This is a genomic window from Desulfogranum mediterraneum DSM 13871 (assembly GCF_000429965.1).
Classification (GTDB): Bacteria; Desulfobacterota; Desulfobulbia; order Desulfobulbales; family Desulfobulbaceae; genus Desulfogranum; species Desulfogranum mediterraneum.
On record NZ_AUCW01000012.1, the window covers coordinates 109,451 to 127,678 of the forward strand.

An 18,228-nucleotide genomic window follows, 5' to 3' on the forward strand; every position below is an offset into this window, starting at 1 on the left:
GTCACCCTAACAATGACAATCCAATTAATCCGCTTTCTCACTCCGGTTTTTTCTCAACTGTCAATGCTGGAGAACATCCCCGAAGGCAACTGCCAAAGTTCAAGGGAATGGCTCACATATTTCGGAAGTCACCTGTTCCTGGCTGCAAAACCATGTAAGAACGGAAACATGCTCTGTCAGGCCACCCTGATGTTGGCTGAGCACCCAGGCTTCGGCTTACTGCTGCTGCGTAACCAGCCTTCACTGTTTTCTTCAAAAAAGTTCCATGCCTTGCGGCTGGCAGACACGACTCTGCTTGAGCTTGCCCCAGATGACCTGGAAAAGTGCCTTGACTGTCACCTCCTTTTTGAAAAATTTATCTGGACCAGGGAGTGGTCTTCGGCCGAGGTGAGGGACTACCTCTCTAAGCCATGCACCATTCTAGCGCGCCAGGCTCTGGTTGCCAGCGTTGCCGCCAACTCCATCCAAAGCCTCCTTTTCATCACCACTTTTTATGTACTGTCGACCGTTATCCCGCAACATTCCCTGCATAGTTATGCAGCCCTGTCTGTGCTGGTACTGATACTGCTCTTTTACTTATCTGTTTTTGAGGTATTCAGCCAACGGCTCAACCAATGGGTACATTCGTATTACCTCGAACGCCGGGGCCTTATCCAGCATGGCCTGCTCTGGTCTCTCTCTCCCACCGCCTTTATCGAACTCGGAGAGAACAAGGTCAACCAACTGGTACAACTCGTAGGTGAAATCGGACAGATGGAAATAGAGATAGTGTCAAGACTGGCAACCTCCGTGGCCCTGGTCCCGATTATGGTGATCATGTTTTTCCGCCTTCCGCTAAGCCTGTTCATCGCAATAATAGCCATCAGCGTCCTCGGCAGCTCCGCAAAGATGACCCTGCGCAGAAAAGACGAAAAAAAACATGAGGTGACGGCAAAAAACGAAGAACAGATTCTCTCTGAAATTGTTACAAATATCAAAACACTCAACTACTACAACCAGACAGCCAAGGCCTTATCCCTATGGCATTCCACCTTAAGCAAAAAGGCATCAGACGCCTGCAAAGTTCTCACCAGGGAAGCGTTTCATGATGCACTTGACCATTTTGGCAAGGATACGGTCTACACGGTCACCCTGCTCCTTCTTGCCTTTATGATTTCGCCTTCACGCACCCAGATGCCGCTCACCGTAACAACGGTCTACCTTATCTTATTTTTTGCCTCCAACCTCCACAGCACCATTCCTCAATTCTATGATCTGGTGGTACTGAGAAAAAACCTGCATCAGGCAATGAAGGAAGCAACCCCCTTGTTTGCGGATCAGGCTTTTGATAAGGGCCGGGAGCACACCATCCTTAACCACCTTGCACCCAAAGTGGTATTGGACAAGATCTCGCTGCCATATGGATGCAGGCTTACCGAGACCGATCCGGCAGAACCCTCCTTTCTTTGCCTTAACCGGGGGATAGTGCAAATCAGAGGTGAATCCGGCTCAGGCAAGAGCATGCTTGTCCGCTGCATGCTCGGCCTGGAGAAACTCGAGTCAGGGAAAATCATGATCATGGGCCGGAACACAGCTCAACTCTACCCAGGAGAAAGGGCTCGACTTTTTTCCTATATCGGGCAGGAGGCAAGCCTGGTTCCGGGAACACTCAAAGATAACCTCATGTTGCTTTGCCCAGCTCAAGATCAGCTCAGAGAGCTCAGAAATATTTTAAGCTTGGTCAGGTTAACCGACTTTGTCGACAGGCTACCTCTTGGACTGGACACCCCTGTTGCCAACATCAGAGAAACTTTTTCCACCGGTGAACTCCAGCGCATTTTACTGGCACAGGTGCTCATGAAACCATGTGAAATCCTGATCCTGGACGAAGCGATGTCAGGTGTTCAGGAACAGCTTGAGATAACCATATTGACTGCCCTCAGAGAGTTTCCACCTCTGATTTTTGTCGTCAGTCATCGCAACTCACTGGAAGCCCTTGCTGATCACACCATCACCCTGGCTGCCCGCGAGGATTCATATGACTAAGCGCCTGCCGGTACGATTACAGCTCCACGCAAGCGAATGCGGCACGGTATGCCTTGGGATGTTGCTTGAGTACCATGGCGCGTTTCACTCCAACCTTGAACTCCGTCAGCTCTGTAGTGTAAGCCGTGACGGTGCAACTATTGCTCAAATCCAGCGCGGCGCACAGCAACTGGGCTACAACTGCAAGGTCAGCAAGAGGGGAATCTCCGCCCTGGCGAACCTGAACATGCCCGTCATCATTCACTGGGACATGCATCACTACGTGGTGCTGGAGTCACTTTCAGGACAGCGGGCCATTATTCACGACCCGGCTGTTGGCAGGAGAAAGATTTCGCTCGAAACCCTCGACAGATCGTACACAGGCATAAGTATCGAGGTGGAGACAGACAATGCGGCTCAGCCAGATCAACACAAGCCGCCGGTCACCGTTTCCTTTTGGGAACTGCTCAGGAGCCAAAAACTGAGGAAAGACTTCAAAGAGATACTCCTCACCAGCTGCTCGCTGTTCAGTGCTGAGTGCATCTTTTGGGGGAGCATTTACGGTTTTTTTGACTCTGCCGTAGAATTCGAAATAAAGACTGCCGGATTCCTGCTCCCATTACTTTGCCTCCTCTCATCAACAACCGCTTTTGTTCTCCGCCTTCGCCTGTCGGACAGGCGCTACAGACTCATTTTAGGAATCGAAAGCTCAACTCGGGCTGCAGTTACGACCCGCCTGCTGCCACATCTGAGCAGGTCCCTGCAATCGCTCTATCCGGAAGAATTATTCGATCGCATCAATGCCTTCACCCTCTACATGCAAAACCTCACAGCACTCTCAGTAGGTGTCGTCACCAATATTCTCATTGCCCTGCCCGCTCTGGGCCTGCTGTTCTGGAAAAGCACCCCTCTCTTCATCCTGACAATCCTTCCGGGACTCTTTGCTGCCTTGAGCCAATGGCACAGCGCCTCATCAGTGAAGGAACAGGCCGTTCAACTATCCAGACTACAGGGAGAAATGGACCAGTTCATGACCGTACGCCTCAGACAGTTTATTGGCCTGTACGCCATGGGCATGCAGCAAGGGCTTGTTGAATCGGCAATCCCACTTCTTATGGCAAACCTTAAACAGGATTTCGAACACCAACAGCTCCTCTTTCGCTGGCAACCGATCCTTTTAACGCTGGAAAAGATTCACCCCGGCCTGATCACCTTCACAGGATTGTACCTGTTGCTCATCGACCACCTGAGCTTTGGTGAGCTTATTTTTCTTTCGCTGATGAGCATCTCGGTAACAACCCGGATAAAAGAGTGTTACCGCAGCGCGCAGCTATTCTTTGCGTCCAGCAACATGGTTACAACCATGGAAGAGTTATCTGACCTTCTTGAAGAACCAGCAGATACAAGAAAAAGAACACCCTATAAACATGATTCCGATTTCGCCGTCCAAGCAATCAGGATGGGGTACGGACATGACAACCTGACCCCAACCCTGTTTAGCGATGTCAACCTTGAGATAAGCAAACAGGAAAGCGTGTGTATTGTCGGTAACAGCGGAGTCGGCAAGACAACATTACTTGAGATTATCAGCGGGCAAAAAAAGGTTGTTGCCGGTGAAATTCTTCTCTTCGGAAGACCTGTCGAAGAGGTTATCAGGCCTGGTTACGTATTTGCCGACGACCACTATCTACAGGAGACAATGGCTCAACACTTCGGAATGAAGGGACAGAGCAAAAAAGAGAGAGCCCGTTTGCAGGGATGTCTGACCATTGTGGAGTTGGACCAAAGATTACAGCATTATCTACGCGAACCGGAAAATCCCTATTTTGAAAAAGAAACGCTCAGCAGGGGCGAACTGGAACGCCTCTGTATTGCCAGGGCTTTTTGGTTCAATCCCGAAATACTCCTCATTGATGAAGCATTCAGTCACGTATCATCCTCCCAGGCCAGGCGAATCATCGAGCGCCTGCGAGCAGCTGCCTGCACCCTGATACTGGTCAGTCACCGCTCGGAAATCCAGGAACTCTGCGACAGAACTATTCCACTCTCTTGTTAACAGGCACCTCAATGGGTAAACTTTTTTTTACAATCTGTATCTTGATTGCCTCAATTTACTGGGCCCGGATGCAAGCGCCTCTCTTACAGGCACAGTTACTGTACGCAATATCTCTCGTTCAACTTGTTGGCCTGGGAATAGTCTATCGCTGTCTCGCCCGTTTAAAACCGGTTCAGCCGCCGGTTTCCCCAAAGCTGCCGCTCTGTACTCATACGGCTATCGCATTTCTGGTACTTTGTGCTCTGGTTCTTGTTTACTGCAGCCTTACAGCCGGCCAGCTGACGGTTTCCCTCAACTGGCTTCAGTGGATGGGCAAACTTCTCTATTTCATGCTCCTCATTGCCTTGCCGGAAGAGTTACTGTTCCGCTGGCTTCCCTTTCGACTCAACCAAAACAGAACAGAGCGAGCTGTTGTATACGGCAGCGTACTGTTCAGTATCTACCATATCAATCAAGGCATCCTGCCGCTGCTGTTCTTCTTTTCTCTTGGGTTGCTGTTTGGGGTAATGCGCTACTACGGGTGTCCAATCCTGTTACTGATCATCATCCATGGCCTCTATGACCTGGCAGTGGGCCAGCTCTGGCCAGGGGCAATATTTCGCTTCGGTTCCCTACAATTTTGGTTGATTTCCCCTATATTGATTTTTGTACTGATTTCAGTGACAGGCTTCAGTTACAGCCTGATAACCAGGAAAAAAGCTGATACTCCCTGCTGCCGCCCTGCCTGAAACAGGCACCCCGCACTGAAGAGATGCAACCCGGCTCTAACTCAAAGGTAAACTGGTGGAGAAGAAATAGGGACAAAGGCAGGAAGGGGTACAATTCCGCCATATTCCGCCATATTCCGCCCACCCCCGAAAAACCGGGGGCAGAAAGGAAAAGTTGGGAAAAGGGCTAAGAGACAGGGCGCTTTTCATGGCTGCTGCCCGCTTGAGAGCAAGCACTTTGGAGCAGTGCTGCTCAGGAGAGTAACCTTAAGGCAATTTCAGGGGCAGCGGTCGCCTGGGACAAGACCGAGATTGCAGCCTGTTGCATGATGCTCTGTTTGGTCATAGAGGCTGTTTCCATGGCAATATCGGCATCCAATATCCGAGAGCGGGCAGCGCTTAGGTTTTCCACCGTGTTTGAAGCGTTGGAGATGGCAGACTCGAGCCGGTTCATTTGAGCGCCCAGGCTTCCGCGGGTCTCATCGATCATGGAGATGGCGCGGTCAAACTTGGTAATCGCCATGGAGGCATTGGTCTGCACATCGATGTCGCTGATATCGAGGCCTGCGGAAGATATCCCGGAGATCTCAAGCTCCATGGTATCACCGCTGTTGGCTCCTGTCTGCAGAGTATAGGTTTCGGCCGCAGCGATGGAACTGCTCAACTCCTCCCAGATGGTATTGAATCCCACCAGAGGGTCTTCATCGTATGGAGCACCGTTGGGCACCACGCTTGTTGCCGTCTTGATGGCTCCGCCATCGGCATCGAGTCCGCCAATGGCGCCGGTATCGGTGTTTGCAAGGTCACCGTCTGTATACATGGCCTTCAGGAAATCGAAACCGGCCCCCCCTGCATTTTGGGTAGTGAAGCCGGCGAGGAATGCGGTTTCATCACCATAACCAAATGAGCCGTGGGCCGTCTGAATGTCTGCCAGGGCGGCATCCAGACCATAACTGTTATCATCCTTGTTGGCGTTGAGCAGCCCCATCAACTCGTCGATGCCGCTGCCTCCTGCCGCCTTGATCTCATCATGCATGAAGCGTACGGCCGTATACCCCATGGCATACTGTTCGTTTAACAGGGTCGGGTCGCTGCCGTCGTTCCAGCCGGAATTGAGGGTATCAATCAGCCCGTTCACCGCCTGGTCGATGGTCTCGCCTCCGCCGAGACGGGCATTTATGGCCCCGGACAACCGCTCGTCAGCCCCCTGGATGAGTTCTGCCGCGCCCTCCTGAAACCAGGTACTCATCCCATAACTGTTCATGGTCACCCCCATGACGGCATGCACCATCTCGTGGGCAATGATCCGGTCGTTATAGTAGGGGGCTGTACCGCCGTCCGGAGTCGTCACTGGAGTAAAATCAGAGAGATCGATATGGAGTTCCTGGCTAACGGCTTCCTTGGTGGTGGTGTTGTAGGCATTGCTGACCCAGGCGACAAAATCGTTTCCGGAATCGGTTTCATAGATGATCTCAAGATCACCGCCGATGCCGGTCAGGCCGTAGCCGTCGATGATCATCTGCTCAGTATTTCTCAGCCAACCGCTCCGCAGCCCGTCCTCCACATCCTGTTTATCCTGGTTCAGGCTCCCCTGGGATCCACTGGCGTCGGATTGGAGGATAAACTGGCCGTTAAAGGAGGTGTTATCTCCAATCCGGTCTATCTCGGCCAGGATCTGCTCGACTTCATCCTGGAGAGAGCTCCGGTCACTCGCACTGTTGGTATCGTTGCCGGCCTGCACCGCCAACTCCCTGCCGCGCTGGAGCAGGTTGACCGCCTCCTGCATGGCCCCCTCTGCGGTCTGCAGCAGGGAGATACCATCATTCATGTTTCGTGAGGCCTGATTGAGACCACGGATCTGGGCGGTCATTCGGTTGGAGATGGAGAGACCAGCGGCATCGTCGGCGGCAGAGTTGATCCGAAGCCCGGAGGAGAGACGCTCCATGCTCTTCTCCAGGTGTCCCTGTTTGGAGAGCAGGCTTCTGGCAGCAAACTGCGCATTGATATTGGTCTTGATCGTCAGCATATGCACCGTCCTGGTATTTTCGAGGAGAGGTCATCGTGACCTCACTGTGCCAACAGCATCTATGGGAAAACAATCTTTACCTTTATGATTCGACAGCTTGGGGCCAAAACTTTACTTTTTTCAGCGCAAACAGGCAGTATTCCGATTTTTACTTTCATTCAAGGTGGATAAGGAGCTTTTTTCACCCTGCCCCCCTTGAGGGCACCTTGAAAAATGAGTTTTTTCGATCAAGGTTAAGGCGCGCGATACATTTTACCGTAGGCATATGCCTGATATTCCGGGGATAAATTTTTGAGCGCAACGCCAAGATTGGAAGAAAAGGCAACTTTTCAAGGTGGCCTTGATGCGATCCAAGCCACCCTGGTGAAATACCATGGATATACAGGACCGGCCTACGGATCAGCTCTCTCCTTGACCTCTTCAACAGATTATCCTACCCTCATGGGCCATGAGCAGACCATTACGCATAGAGTATCCCGGTGGCTGGTACCATGTGATGAATCAGGGACGACGGCAGGAGGAGATCTTCCTCTCTGTTCAGGATTATCATCAATTCATCACCCTACTCCAGGAGTGCAGAGACCATTGGAAGCTCCAGGTTGCCGCCTACTGTCTGATGCCCACCCACTATCAGCTGCTGGTGCATACCCCGGACGGCAACCTTGCCCGGGGGATGCGCCACCTCAACGGAATCTATACCCAGCGCTTCAACCGCAGTCACCGCTTTGACGGCCAGCTGTTCCGGGGACGCTACAAGGCGGTGCTGGTGGAGGAGGGGAGCTACCTCCCGGAGGTCGTCCGCCATATCCACAACAACCCGCTCCGAGCCAAGCTGGCGGGTGATCTTCGCGACTTCCCCTGGAGCAGCCATCAGGGTTACCTCTCCCGGGCCAAGAAGTGGGACTGGCTCTTCAAGGAGTCCATCCTCTTCCGGTTCTCTCCCAAAAAGAGTACTGCAAAACGGCTCTATCAGCAGTTTATGGAAAAGGAAGAGCCTGAGGAGATCAACCGTTTTTACGCCCTGAAAAACCTGCCATCCCTGCTGGGCAGTGAGGCCTTTAAGGAGTGGATTCGTGAAGACTTTGCCCACCTCCGCTCCCAAAAAGATATCCCAGAGGCCCGGCTCCTGTCCCCGCCATCTGCAAGGATCCTGGAGACAATCTGTACCCACTTTCAGACCAGCAGGGAAGCCCTCTCTGTCTCCAGAAGAGGACAGGAAAACATGGCCCGGGACCTGGCACTCTACTTCCTCCGTCAATATACCGCTGAAACCCTCTCCTCCATCGGCAGCCACCTCAAGATCGAAAACTACAGCACCGTGGGCAGCGCCATTGAACGGGCCAAGACACGGATCAAGAAGAGACCGGACTGGCAGGCTCACCATGGGCTCCTCCGGAAAAAGCTTTCCCCCGGCCCTCGCTGACCTGGCTCAACTATAGGCCACCGTGAAAAAAAGGAGAGGAGCTATGACCGTCGCGGCCAACTGCGGAAAACCTGTGGCGAGATGCGCCCCCTTATCCTAAACTCTTTGGGGCAAAGCAGGGCCTGAGGTATACTCTTCCCATGGGGACAAAGAGGAAACATCCACGGGCAATCTCCTCCACCGGTGTATATATTGGTCTCATATATTGATATTTAACCATGGTCAGCTGAAACAAGCTTCTCTCCTCTGCCAGACATCGCTGCAGCGAACAGAGCCGTTGGAGCGATCGCGTCCTCTGCGGGGTACCAGATGATGTCACCAAAAATAGCACCTACTGCCTTGATCCTCCTCCTTGGACTCTGTTGGCTGCTCCCAAGCATGACCGCCTGTTCCCCTCCCCAGGATAGCGTGACCATCGGAGCGATCCTCCCCCTCTCCGGTTCAGCCTCCCAACATAGGGTGGTGGAGGAAGGCATGCAGCTGGCCGTGGACGAGATCAATGAGGTGGGGGGAGTCAACGGTTCCAGGCTGGAACTGCTGGTGGTCGACAACCGGACCGACCCGGAAGAGGCCAAGCGACTGTTTGCCGAACTTGAAGAGAGGCATCAGCCCCTGCTCTATGTCTCGACCACCAGCCTGATCTCCATGGCCCTGGCCCCCCTGGCCGAGGAGAAGCAGGTGGTGTTGATGGGGCTGGTGGTGTCCAATCCGGTCTTCACCCGGGAGCGCAGCTGGGTGTTCCGCTACTATGTGACCGCAAGCCATGAACTATCGCCCACCCTCTACATCTTAAAGAAACAGCAGATCCGTTCCCTCGGTGTCCTCTACCAGGACGACCCCTTTGGTCGTTCCCATTTTAAACTGTTGAACACCGCCTGCAGAGCCAAGGATATAGCGGTGACCGGTACCCCCTTTTCTCCCCGTAGCCCTGACTTCTCTGCCATCTCCGCCGCAGTTGACAAGAACGAGGCCGTCTATGTCACCGGCTTTGTTCAACTCGTCCGCCAGGCCATCAGCCGGCTGCGAACCATCGGCTACCCAGGTCTGATCCTCACCGATTCCGGGGCCTCCAGCCTGCCCCCTACCCTGGCCGAGCTTCAGGGCGTCTACCTGACCGCCCCGGCAGTCTACAATCCCCACTACGCCTATGCCAGGGCCGCCAAGGAGCGTTATGAAGCCAGATATGACAAACCCTTTATCCACCAGGCTGCCAATGGCTACGATTTCATCAATCTCCTGGCAGGACTGCTGGAGGGTGAGGAGCTGAGCCGGGAACGGGTACGAGAGCTGCTGGAGGATGAATTCAATTATCCCGGCCTGTTCGGCGCCATTGAAAAACAACAGGGCAGCCATGACCTCATCTTCCCCCTCTTTCCAGCCAGGATCGTTGACCACGAACTCCACTACCTGCGTTAGCACGCCCTGGATAAGGAGAAACGTGACCATGAGCTGTTCTACTGACAACCATAACCGCCCCCGGACAGGGCCGTGCCTGGCAGGATGAAGCTCTCTCTTCGCTCAAAGATGACAGGGGCCTATGCGGTGATCCTGCTCACCATGGTGCTGCTGGTCGGCCATGCCTTCAAGAGCAACCGAGAGATCTATATTGAAGAGATCGGCAGGAGTTCCCAGCTGCTTGCCGAAGAGATGTTTAAGAGGATGGATCAACGCCTCTTTGAGTTGGCCAGGCAACTTGAGCTCCAGATGTCCACAGAGATGGCGCAGCAGCTGCTCAGCGCCTCTAACCAAAACTTTACCCAGCTCCCCGATATCCAGGCCCATCTCCGGGAACAAGACAAGATCTGGACCACCTCCTCCGGGGAGATGATTCCCCCTATGATGGCAGAGGCCATCAACACCCCCCTTGCCCGGCAGTTCAGGGAGATGTTCATTCTCGACCTGGACCGCCCCCACAACTCCTCCCTGATCCAGGAGATCATTATCACCAACAGCTACGGTGCAACCGTGGCTGCCAGCGCTCAGACCAGCGCTTACCTCCAGACAGATGAATCGTGGTGGCTGGCGGCCAGGAAGCAGGGTATCTACCTGGGACGACTGCTCCTTGATAAAAGCGCTGGAGAATACGGGATTAAGCTGGCCCTCCGGATCGATGACCCCAATGGTCAGTTTGCCGGGGTGATCATGGCGGTGTTGAATGTCAGGGATATCATCAGGGCGGCGGAGGTGGGTATCCGCAAGTACCGCACCAGCAGAATCCAGATCATCACCAGGGCCGGACAGCTGATCTACTCCACCAGCCCCTACCGTTTTCTGGCCGATCTCAGCAAAATCCCCTTTTTCCAGCACGCCCTCAGCGACCAGGAGCCCTTTACCCTCAAAGATGGCCGCCAAACCCGTATCTACGCGGCCTCCGCCTCCCAGGGGGTGCACTACCTTCAGGGTTTTGACTGGATCCTGATCATCTCCCACCAGTTGAACGAGGTGCTTGCCCCCTATACAAGGGTCCAGCAACAGCTCATGGCAATCTCCTGGATCCTGATCGTCGCTTGCCTCTTTCTGATCTACAAGCTCAACCGAATGGTCACCGTCCCCCTAAGCGCCCTGACCGCCGGCATCCATCGGCTCCGGGACGGAGAGCAGAACCTGCAGGTCTCGGTCCCAAACCGCGATGAGTTTGCCCAGGTGGCCACAGCCTTCAACGAGATGGTTGCCCACAGAGAGATGGCAGCAGAACGGTTACGCCGGAGCGAAGAGCGCTACCGAAGCCTGTTCAACAATGCCCGTGACATGATCCATATCATCGACCCCAACCAACGGATCATCGACGTCAACTCCAGGGAGCTGGAGATCATGGGCTATCAGCGAGAGGAGTACCTCGGGCTGTCGCTCAAAGAGCTGATCCATCCGGACCACCAGGATGAGGCAAGCCCTGCTATCGCAGCCGTAATGGCAGGCAGGGGTGTCGATAGCTTTGAAACTGCCCTGATCACCAGGCAGGGAAAAAAGGTCTTTGTTGAGGTCAGTGCCTCCCCCTACCTGGAAGAGGGGAGCGTGGTCTCTGTGCGGGCGATCATGCGGGATGTCAGCGAACGTAAGGCCACCGAGGAGGCCAGGGCCAAGATCGAGGCGCAGCTCCGTCAGTCCCAGAAGATGGAGGCCATCGGCACCCTGGCCGGCGGCATCGCCCATGACTTCAACAACCTGCTCTCCGTGATCCTGGGCTATGCAGAGCTGGCCAAGGATATGGCCGAGCCTGATTCCAAACTGGGCAGCTATTTTGATCACATCCTGGGCGCCGGTAACCGGGCCAAGGAGTTGGTCAAGCAGATCCTGGCCTTCAGCCGCCAGGCCCAGATCGAGCGGATTCCACTCCAGCTGCAATCCCTGGTCAAAGAGACCCTGAAGATGCTCCGCGCCTCCATCCCCACCACCATCCAGATCCGGGATAAGATAGACGCAAGCTGCGGCAGGGTCAAGGTGGACCCCACCCAGATCCACCAGGTCCTGATGAACCTCTGCACCAACGCCTACCAGGCCATGGAGGCCAGCGGAGGGACCCTCCGGATCACCCTGGATCCGGTCAGACAGGAGGAGCAGGCGAGTCTCCTCAAGCTCAGGAACAGGCCCGCTACCTATGTGGTACTCACCGTCTCGGACACCGGAGTCGGCATCCCCCCGGAGATTCTTGACCGGATATATGACCCCTTCTTTACCACCAAGACCCTGGACAAGGGGACGGGCATGGGGTTGGCCATTGTCCACGGTATTGTCACCGACTCGGACGGCTTCATCACCGTGGAGAGCACGCCGGGCCAAGGAAGCACCTTTTCCGTCTACCTCCCGGTGGTCGAGGAGAGGGCAGTCTCCCCGAGCCAGGAGACGGAAGAACTGCCCCAGGGTCAGGGTCATATCCTGCTGGTGGATGATGAGAAGGTGCTGGCAGAGATGACCGAAGAGATCCTGGTCCGGCTGGGCTACACGGTCACGATCCGGGATAATGGTTTTGACGCCCTCTTCGCCTTCAGCCACGACCCGGAGCAGTATGACCTCATCCTTACCGACCAGACCATGCCGGGAATGACCGGTGCCGAACTTGCCCGACGAGCCCTGGAGCTTAAGCCCGGGATCCCCATTATCCTTTGCACCGGCTACAGCAGCCTGATCGACGAACAGTCGGCTAAGGATATCGGTATCCGCGAGTTTGCCGCCAAACCTCTCACCAGAGGCGTCCTGGCCAAGCTGCTCAAGCGGGTACTACAAGGCTGAGCCCACACTCTCCTCCGCCGATGGCTCCCCCCACTCCGACTCTCCGGGAAGAGCTCATCCATGGGGGAGCGATGAAGGGCAAGATCCCCCCTCTTCCCCTTCGACGAGCGAAGGTACGAACATCAGCCGCTGGCAGGCCAAGCGGAAAAAAGATTTCCCTTTGCCAGAATAATGATATCTTGAGATACTTCATCAGGGATCATCATCAACTGGAGGATGAACAGGGAGGCATCTGCCATGACACATCCTGAGAACTCGCAACTTGTTCTCGAAGAGATACGGAAGCTGATGGGAGAGTTGCATCCTGAACTTCGACGCCAGCCAACGGTCACCCTGGACAGCGTCCTGGATCGCGAGCTGGGCCTGGACAGCCTGGCCAGGGTGGAACTGCTCGCCCGCCTGGAACAACGATGCTCCGTCACCCTGCCGGAAAAAGTGCTGACCAGCGCTGAAACCCCCCGTGACATCATCCGAGCCCTGGCAGCAGGGCATCTCAGCCGACCGTCCGACTTTGCCCCGGAAGAAACCGTGGCCCAGCAGAGCGTGGTGGAACTCGACCAGGCGGTGCACCAGGCCACCACCCTGACCGAGGTGTTGGCTCTCCATGCCCGTAAGCAGCCAGAGCAGGCCCATATCTTCATTGAAACGTTCAAAGACGAGGCCGAGGCCATCACCTTTGGCGCGCTCTACGAGCTGGCCCGACACACAGCCGGCGGCCTGCAGCAAACCGCGCTTGAGCCCGGCGACAGGGTGGCCATCATGCTGCCCACGGGCAAGGAGTACTTTGCTGCCTTCAGCGCCATCCTTCTGGCAGGTTGCGTACCCGTGCCCCTCTACCCCCCGACCAGACCTTCCCAGATCGAAGAACATCTCCGCCGTCACCAGCGCATCCTGAAAAACGCCCGGGCCAGGGTACTGATCACCATCCCGGAGGTACGCCTGATCGGCCGCTTGCTGCAGTCACAACTGCCCGCCCTGGCCAAGGTGGTGACCGTTACAGAGCTCCAGGACCAGGGCAGAGGCGAGCAGTTGGAACCGGTACCCAGGCACGGCCAGGATACCGCCTTCCTCCAGTACACCTCGGGCAGTACCGGTGACCCCAAAGGCGTCATCCTCAGCCACGCCAATCTCCTGGCCAATATTCGAGCCATGGGCGAGGTGACCCAGGTACGGGGGGACGATACCTTTGTCTCCTGGCTGCCCCTCTACCATGACATGGGCCTGATCGGGGCCTGGCTGGGCAGCCTCTACTTCGGCTGTCGCCTGGTGGTGATGTCGCCCCTGAGCTTTATCTCCCGACCCGAACGGTGGCTCTGGGCCATCCACAAGTACCGGGGGACCCTCTCGGCATCCCCCAACTTCGGCTACGAGCTCTGCTGTCGCCGGATCAACGAGGAGGCCATCCAGGGTCTGGACCTCTCCAGCTGGCGACTGGCCTTTAACGGGGCCGAGGCCATCAGCCACCACACCGTTGACCAATTTATCACCAAATTCGGACCCTACGGCTTTGCACGGGAGAGCTATGCCCCGGTCTATGGTCTGGCGGAATCTTCGGTGGGCCTTGCCTTTCCGCCGGTGGGCCGCCCCCCCCTGGTCGACCGGATCCAACGCGAGCTCTTTGTCCGCACCGGCAGGGCGGTCCCCTCTCCTCCCGGAGCGGTTGAGGAGGCTGAAGAGGCGCTCTCTTTTGTCGCCTGCGGTCGCCCCCTGCCCGGTCACCAGGTTCGGGTGGTGGATACGGCCGGGCGAGAGCTGCCGGAACGCAGCCAGGGCCGCCTGGAATTTAAAGGTCCCTCTGCAACCAGCGGCTACCTCCACGCCCCGGAGCAGACCAGGCGCCTCTTTCATGATGACTGGCTCGATACCGGAGACCTGGCCTATATAGCCGGGGGCGACGTCTATCTCACCGGACGGGTCAAGGATATCATCATCCGTGGAGGCAGAAACATCTATCCCCATGAGTATGAGGAGGCCATCGGCGAAATCACCGGCATTCGCAAGGGCTGTGTCGCCGTCTTCGGCAGCCAGCATGGCCAGGACGGTACCGAGCGGGTGGTGGTCCTGGCCGAATCCAGAAAACAGGGACATGAGGCCCACCAACAGCTCACCCAAAAGATCAACCAGATAGGCGTCGACCTCTTGGGTCTGCCTCCGGACGAGGTGGTGATTGTACCGCCGGGAGCGGTGCTCAAGACCTCCAGCGGCAAGATCCGGCGCTCCTCTACCCGCCAGTTCTACGAACAGGGCCTGATCGGCCGAAAAAAACGGGCCGTCTGGCTGCAGCTGAGCCGTCTGGCCCTGCTGGGCCTGGTCCCCCTGACCCGTCGGACCGGTCGCCTGGTCGGCGGCTACTGTTTTGCCGCATACTGCTGGCTGATGGCCGCAGCCCTGATGCTGCCGGCCCTGGCCCTGCTCACCCTGCCCCTGCCTCGCCGCCTCTCCTGGTCGGTGGCCCACCACTGCCTCCGCACCCTGGCGCGTCTGACCGGCACCAGACTGACCATCAGCGGTGAAGAACATCTTTGCCAGAACACCCCGGCCCTGCTGGTGGCAAACCACATGAGCTACCTGGACGCCCTGGTCCTGGCAGCTGCCATGCCCGCCCCCTGTGCCTTTGTGGCCAAGGCCGAACTGGCCGGCAACCCGATCCTGCGCAGGGCCCTGGAACAACTGGACACCCTCTTTGTCGAACGCTTTGATGCCGAGCAGGGCAGAGAAGATCTTGACCGAATAATCCAGCTCGCGGGCAGCGGCAGGCGGGTGATCTTCTTTGCCGAGGGCACCCTCCAACGCATGCCCGGCCTCCTGCCCTTCCAGATGGGCGCCTTTGTGGCGGCCGCGGAAAAGGGGCTGGCCATTATCCCGGTGGCCCTGACCGGCACCAGGAATAAGCTGCGGGCAGGCTCCTGGTTTCCCAGACCCGGTCATGCCCAGGTCCGTTTTTCCCAAGCTATTGCCCCTGAGGGCCGGGACTGGCAGGCTGCGCTTAAGCTGCGCCATGCCGTCCGCCAGGAGATCCTCCGCTTGGTGGGTGAACCTGACCTGGCCGAAGAATTCAGCTCCCTCAGCCAGCTGGATATCGCCGGCAGCGAGGACCGCCATACACCGTGACCAGCAGCACCAGCCTGCGCAACAAGACTCTCCAGCCGGCTGTTTCCTCGCATCCCCCGGCTTGGCGCAGCTCTTCCAGCCCCCATGGCCATTACGGCCCTTATACCCTGTGCCGTTTTCCCGCTTAAGCCCCATTTCTCCCCAAAAGCTCCTTCATAAACAGAGACTCGGCGGCTGCCAACAGCCACTCTTTCAGGCCCCATCTCAGCCCAGCCCCCCAGACGCCTGTCGCTTTCCCTTATTTCTTGATTTATCTGTTGCCGCCAATCTGCTACACTGGGGGCAGGAGTGACACAATGTGGCACTTGCGCAGGTCTACCTGCCGACCATGAGCAGCAGCCTAGAGCGTCATGCCCCTGCCGCAGCCGGCCTCTCGCAGATACCACCCCGTAGGAGAGCACTCCGTGCCATCCCGATTGCACTCTTGGGGGCAGTGCTTATTATAATGGACTAAAAGACAACAGCTTACATCCAGGCAAAGCATTCAAAAAGGATAAAAAAGATGAAGGAACAACAGGCAGCCTCGGCTGTGCGGGTGAAGGAACAGCAACAGAATCTGGAGATCCTCAAAGATGATCTCCAGCTGAAGAAAGAGACGGGCAAACTCGGAATCCTGCTGCTGTTCCTGATAGGTATTGTGGTCGGAGGCCTCAGCCTCACTGCAATGATCAGCGGGCTGTTACGCCTGCTCACGGGTTGATCATGGTGACCAGGGAGCCACGCCGCCGGGCCTGTCCGCCTCAACTCACTGGAAGCTTTCCTCAACCATGGAGGCAGCCCTTGCCATGAAAAAACTCTTCTATCTGGCTCTTTTCCTGTTCGTTACCAGCTTTGCAGGGGCGGTGATCTACCAACTCTATACCCTGGAGACGGCCCTGCCCAGCCTCCGCTATGACCAGTTCCTCGCCAGCCTCAACAACAACGAGATCCAGAGTGTGACCCTGCGCGGCGGCGAAGTCCGCTTCACCGATACCTTTCTCCGCAGCTACGCCACCTTTGCCCCTGATCCGGCCGGACTGCTCAAGCGCCTGGAACAGAAAGAGATCGCCATCACGGCTGAAGACCATCGCCACTCGCCCTACATCCCCTTTTACATCATCACCCTGCCCATCATTCTGCTCTTCTTCTGCGGCTTCTACCTGACCAGGCAACGAAAGAAGGATAAAGACCAGGAAGATTCAGCATTTACCAGCAAGCGGGTCGTCCAGCTCAGTAAGGACAACCGCATCACCTTTGCCGATGTGGCCGGCATCCCGGAGGTGCTGGACGAACTGCGTGAGATCGTTGATTTTCTAAAAAATACCGGCAAATTCAGTCGACTGGGGGCCTCGATCCCCAAAGGGGTGCTGCTCCAGGGACCACCGGGAACCGGTAAGACCCTGCTTGCCAAGGCCATTGCCGGCGAGGCCATGGTTCCCTTCTACTCCTTTTCAGGCTCTGACTTTGTGGAGATGTTCGTCGGCGTCGGTGCCTCCAGGGTTCGGGACCTGTTCCAGGAGGCCAAGAAGAACACTCCCTGCATCATCTTTATCGATGAGATCGATGCCGTGGGCGCCCATCGCGGCTCCGGCGCCGGCATGGGGGGCCAGGAAGAACGGGGCCAGACCCTCAATGCCCTGTTGGTGGAGATGGATGGTTTTTCCCGGGATGACACCATCATCATCCTGGCAGCCACCAACCGACCCGACATCCTGGACCCTGCCCTGATGCGTCCGGGTCGCTTTGACCGGATGGTCAACATCCTGGCGCCCGACGTCAAGGGGCGACGCAAGATCCTCGATGTTCACGCCCGCAAGATTCTCATCGATGAACAGCTTGAGCTGGACGAGGTGGCCAGAAACACCCCTGGCTTTACCGGGGCCGAGTTGGCCAACCTGGTCAACGAGGCAGCCCTGATCGCGGCCAGAAAAGACCGGGACAGGGTGAAAGAGGATGATTTTCTGGAGGCCAGGGATCGAATCGTCATCGGGGTTGAGCGCAAGGGTTTCATGCTCTCCCAGGATGACAAACGCACCATTGCCTACCATGAGGCAGGCCATGCCATCCTGGCAAAATTCCTGCCCCATGCCGATCCCATCCAGAAGATCACCATCATCCCCAGGGGCAAGGCCATGGGCCACATCCAGCAACAGCCCCTGTCCGACCGCCATACCTACACCAAGGAGTACCTCAAGGACCGGATCACCATCCTCATGGGAGGACGGGCAGCAGAGCAGCTCTGCCTGCTCCAGCAATCCACCGGCAGTGAGGATGACCTGCTCAGGGCCACCGAGATCGCCACCAAGATGGTCTGCCAATGGGGGATGAACGAACGCCTGGGCCCCCTGGCCCTGGCCCGCAGCGTCGGAGGATTTCTGGGCGGCAACTCGGAGAAGATGGTGCACAGCGATATCACCAGCAAGCATATCGACATGGAGGTCCGCCGGCTGGTGGAGACCAGCTATGAACAGGCCTTCAACCTGCTCAGCAGCCATAAGAACTTCCTGACCTATCTGGCCGACATCCTCCTCCAGACCGAAACCCTGGATGAGGAGGAGATCCAGATTATCTTTGACTGCAGCCTGGCCAAGGAGGCGGAAGCCACCGTCAACATGGACGCCCATATACCCGACGAGTGCGCTGGCTGTCCGGCAGTCGGTCAATGTGCCCAGCAGGTGGCCTGATCATGGCCCCC

10 protein-coding genes are annotated in these 18,228 nt (G+C 56.6%); 9 read left to right on the forward strand and 1 reads right to left on the reverse strand.

Annotation, left to right across the window (positions count from 1 at the left end):
* Positions 1 to 12 precede the first annotated feature (12 nt).
* The 3 genes from G494_RS0105160 to G494_RS0105170 are packed head-to-tail and all read left to right on the forward strand — an operon-like array spanning position 13 to position 4,788.
* The gene (locus G494_RS0105160; RefSeq protein WP_084456432.1) at positions 13 to 2,025 is read left to right on the forward strand and encodes an ATP-binding cassette domain-containing protein; all 2,013 of its coding nucleotides are present in this window, start codon (positions 13 to 15) and stop codon (positions 2,023 to 2,025) included.
* The gene (locus tag G494_RS0105165) at positions 2,018 to 4,060 is read left to right on the forward strand and encodes a cysteine peptidase family C39 domain-containing protein (protein ID WP_028583676.1); all 2,043 of its coding nucleotides are present in this window, start codon (positions 2,018 to 2,020) and stop codon (positions 4,058 to 4,060) included. The genes G494_RS0105160 and G494_RS0105165 overlap by 8 nt, the downstream gene beginning before the upstream one ends.
* An 11-nt stretch (positions 4,061 to 4,071) precedes the next feature.
* Positions 4,072 to 4,788, forward strand: coding sequence for a CPBP family glutamic-type intramembrane protease (locus G494_RS0105170; RefSeq protein ID WP_028583677.1), 717 nt, complete (start codon positions 4,072 to 4,074; stop codon positions 4,786 to 4,788).
* Positions 4,789 to 5,020: 232 nt separating this feature from the next.
* Here G494_RS0105170 and G494_RS0105175 read toward each other — a convergent pair whose 3' ends face one another.
* Positions 5,021 to 6,793 (reverse strand): flagellinolysin, encoded by a 1,773-nt coding sequence (locus tag G494_RS0105175; RefSeq protein ID WP_035245515.1) that lies wholly within the window; start codon positions 6,791 to 6,793, stop codon positions 5,021 to 5,023.
* 448 nt (positions 6,794 to 7,241) lie between these two features.
* Here G494_RS0105175 and G494_RS0105180 point away from each other — a divergent pair, with 448 nt between their 5' ends.
* The 6 genes from G494_RS0105180 to ftsH all read left to right on the forward strand — a co-directional run bounded on the left by G494_RS0105180 (position 7,242) and on the right by ftsH (position 18,217).
* Positions 7,242 to 8,216 (forward strand): helix-turn-helix domain-containing protein, encoded by a 975-nt coding sequence (locus G494_RS0105180; RefSeq protein WP_028583679.1) that lies wholly within the window; start codon positions 7,242 to 7,244, stop codon positions 8,214 to 8,216.
* Between the two features lie 309 nt (positions 8,217 to 8,525).
* On the forward strand, positions 8,526 to 9,632 hold the full coding sequence (locus G494_RS0105190) for an ABC transporter substrate-binding protein (RefSeq protein WP_084456434.1): 1,107 nt from the start codon (positions 8,526 to 8,528) through the stop codon (positions 9,630 to 9,632).
* Between the two features lie 84 nt (positions 9,633 to 9,716).
* Complete coding sequence (locus G494_RS25160) at positions 9,717 to 12,443, forward strand: hybrid sensor histidine kinase/response regulator (RefSeq protein WP_084456436.1); 2,727 nt, start codon at positions 9,717 to 9,719, stop codon at positions 12,441 to 12,443.
* A 237-nt stretch (positions 12,444 to 12,680) separates the two neighbouring features.
* Complete coding sequence (locus G494_RS22010) at positions 12,681 to 15,554, forward strand: AMP-binding protein (protein ID WP_051305406.1); 2,874 nt, start codon at positions 12,681 to 12,683, stop codon at positions 15,552 to 15,554.
* 502 nt (positions 15,555 to 16,056) lie between these two features.
* The gene (locus G494_RS0105205; RefSeq protein ID WP_028583682.1) at positions 16,057 to 16,254 is read left to right on the forward strand and encodes a hypothetical protein; all 198 of its coding nucleotides are present in this window, start codon (positions 16,057 to 16,059) and stop codon (positions 16,252 to 16,254) included.
* Between the two features lie 85 nt (positions 16,255 to 16,339).
* Complete coding sequence (gene ftsH, locus G494_RS0105210) at positions 16,340 to 18,217, forward strand: ATP-dependent zinc metalloprotease FtsH (RefSeq protein ID WP_028583683.1); 1,878 nt, start codon at positions 16,340 to 16,342, stop codon at positions 18,215 to 18,217.
* The last annotated feature ends 11 nt before the right edge of the window (positions 18,218 to 18,228 follow it).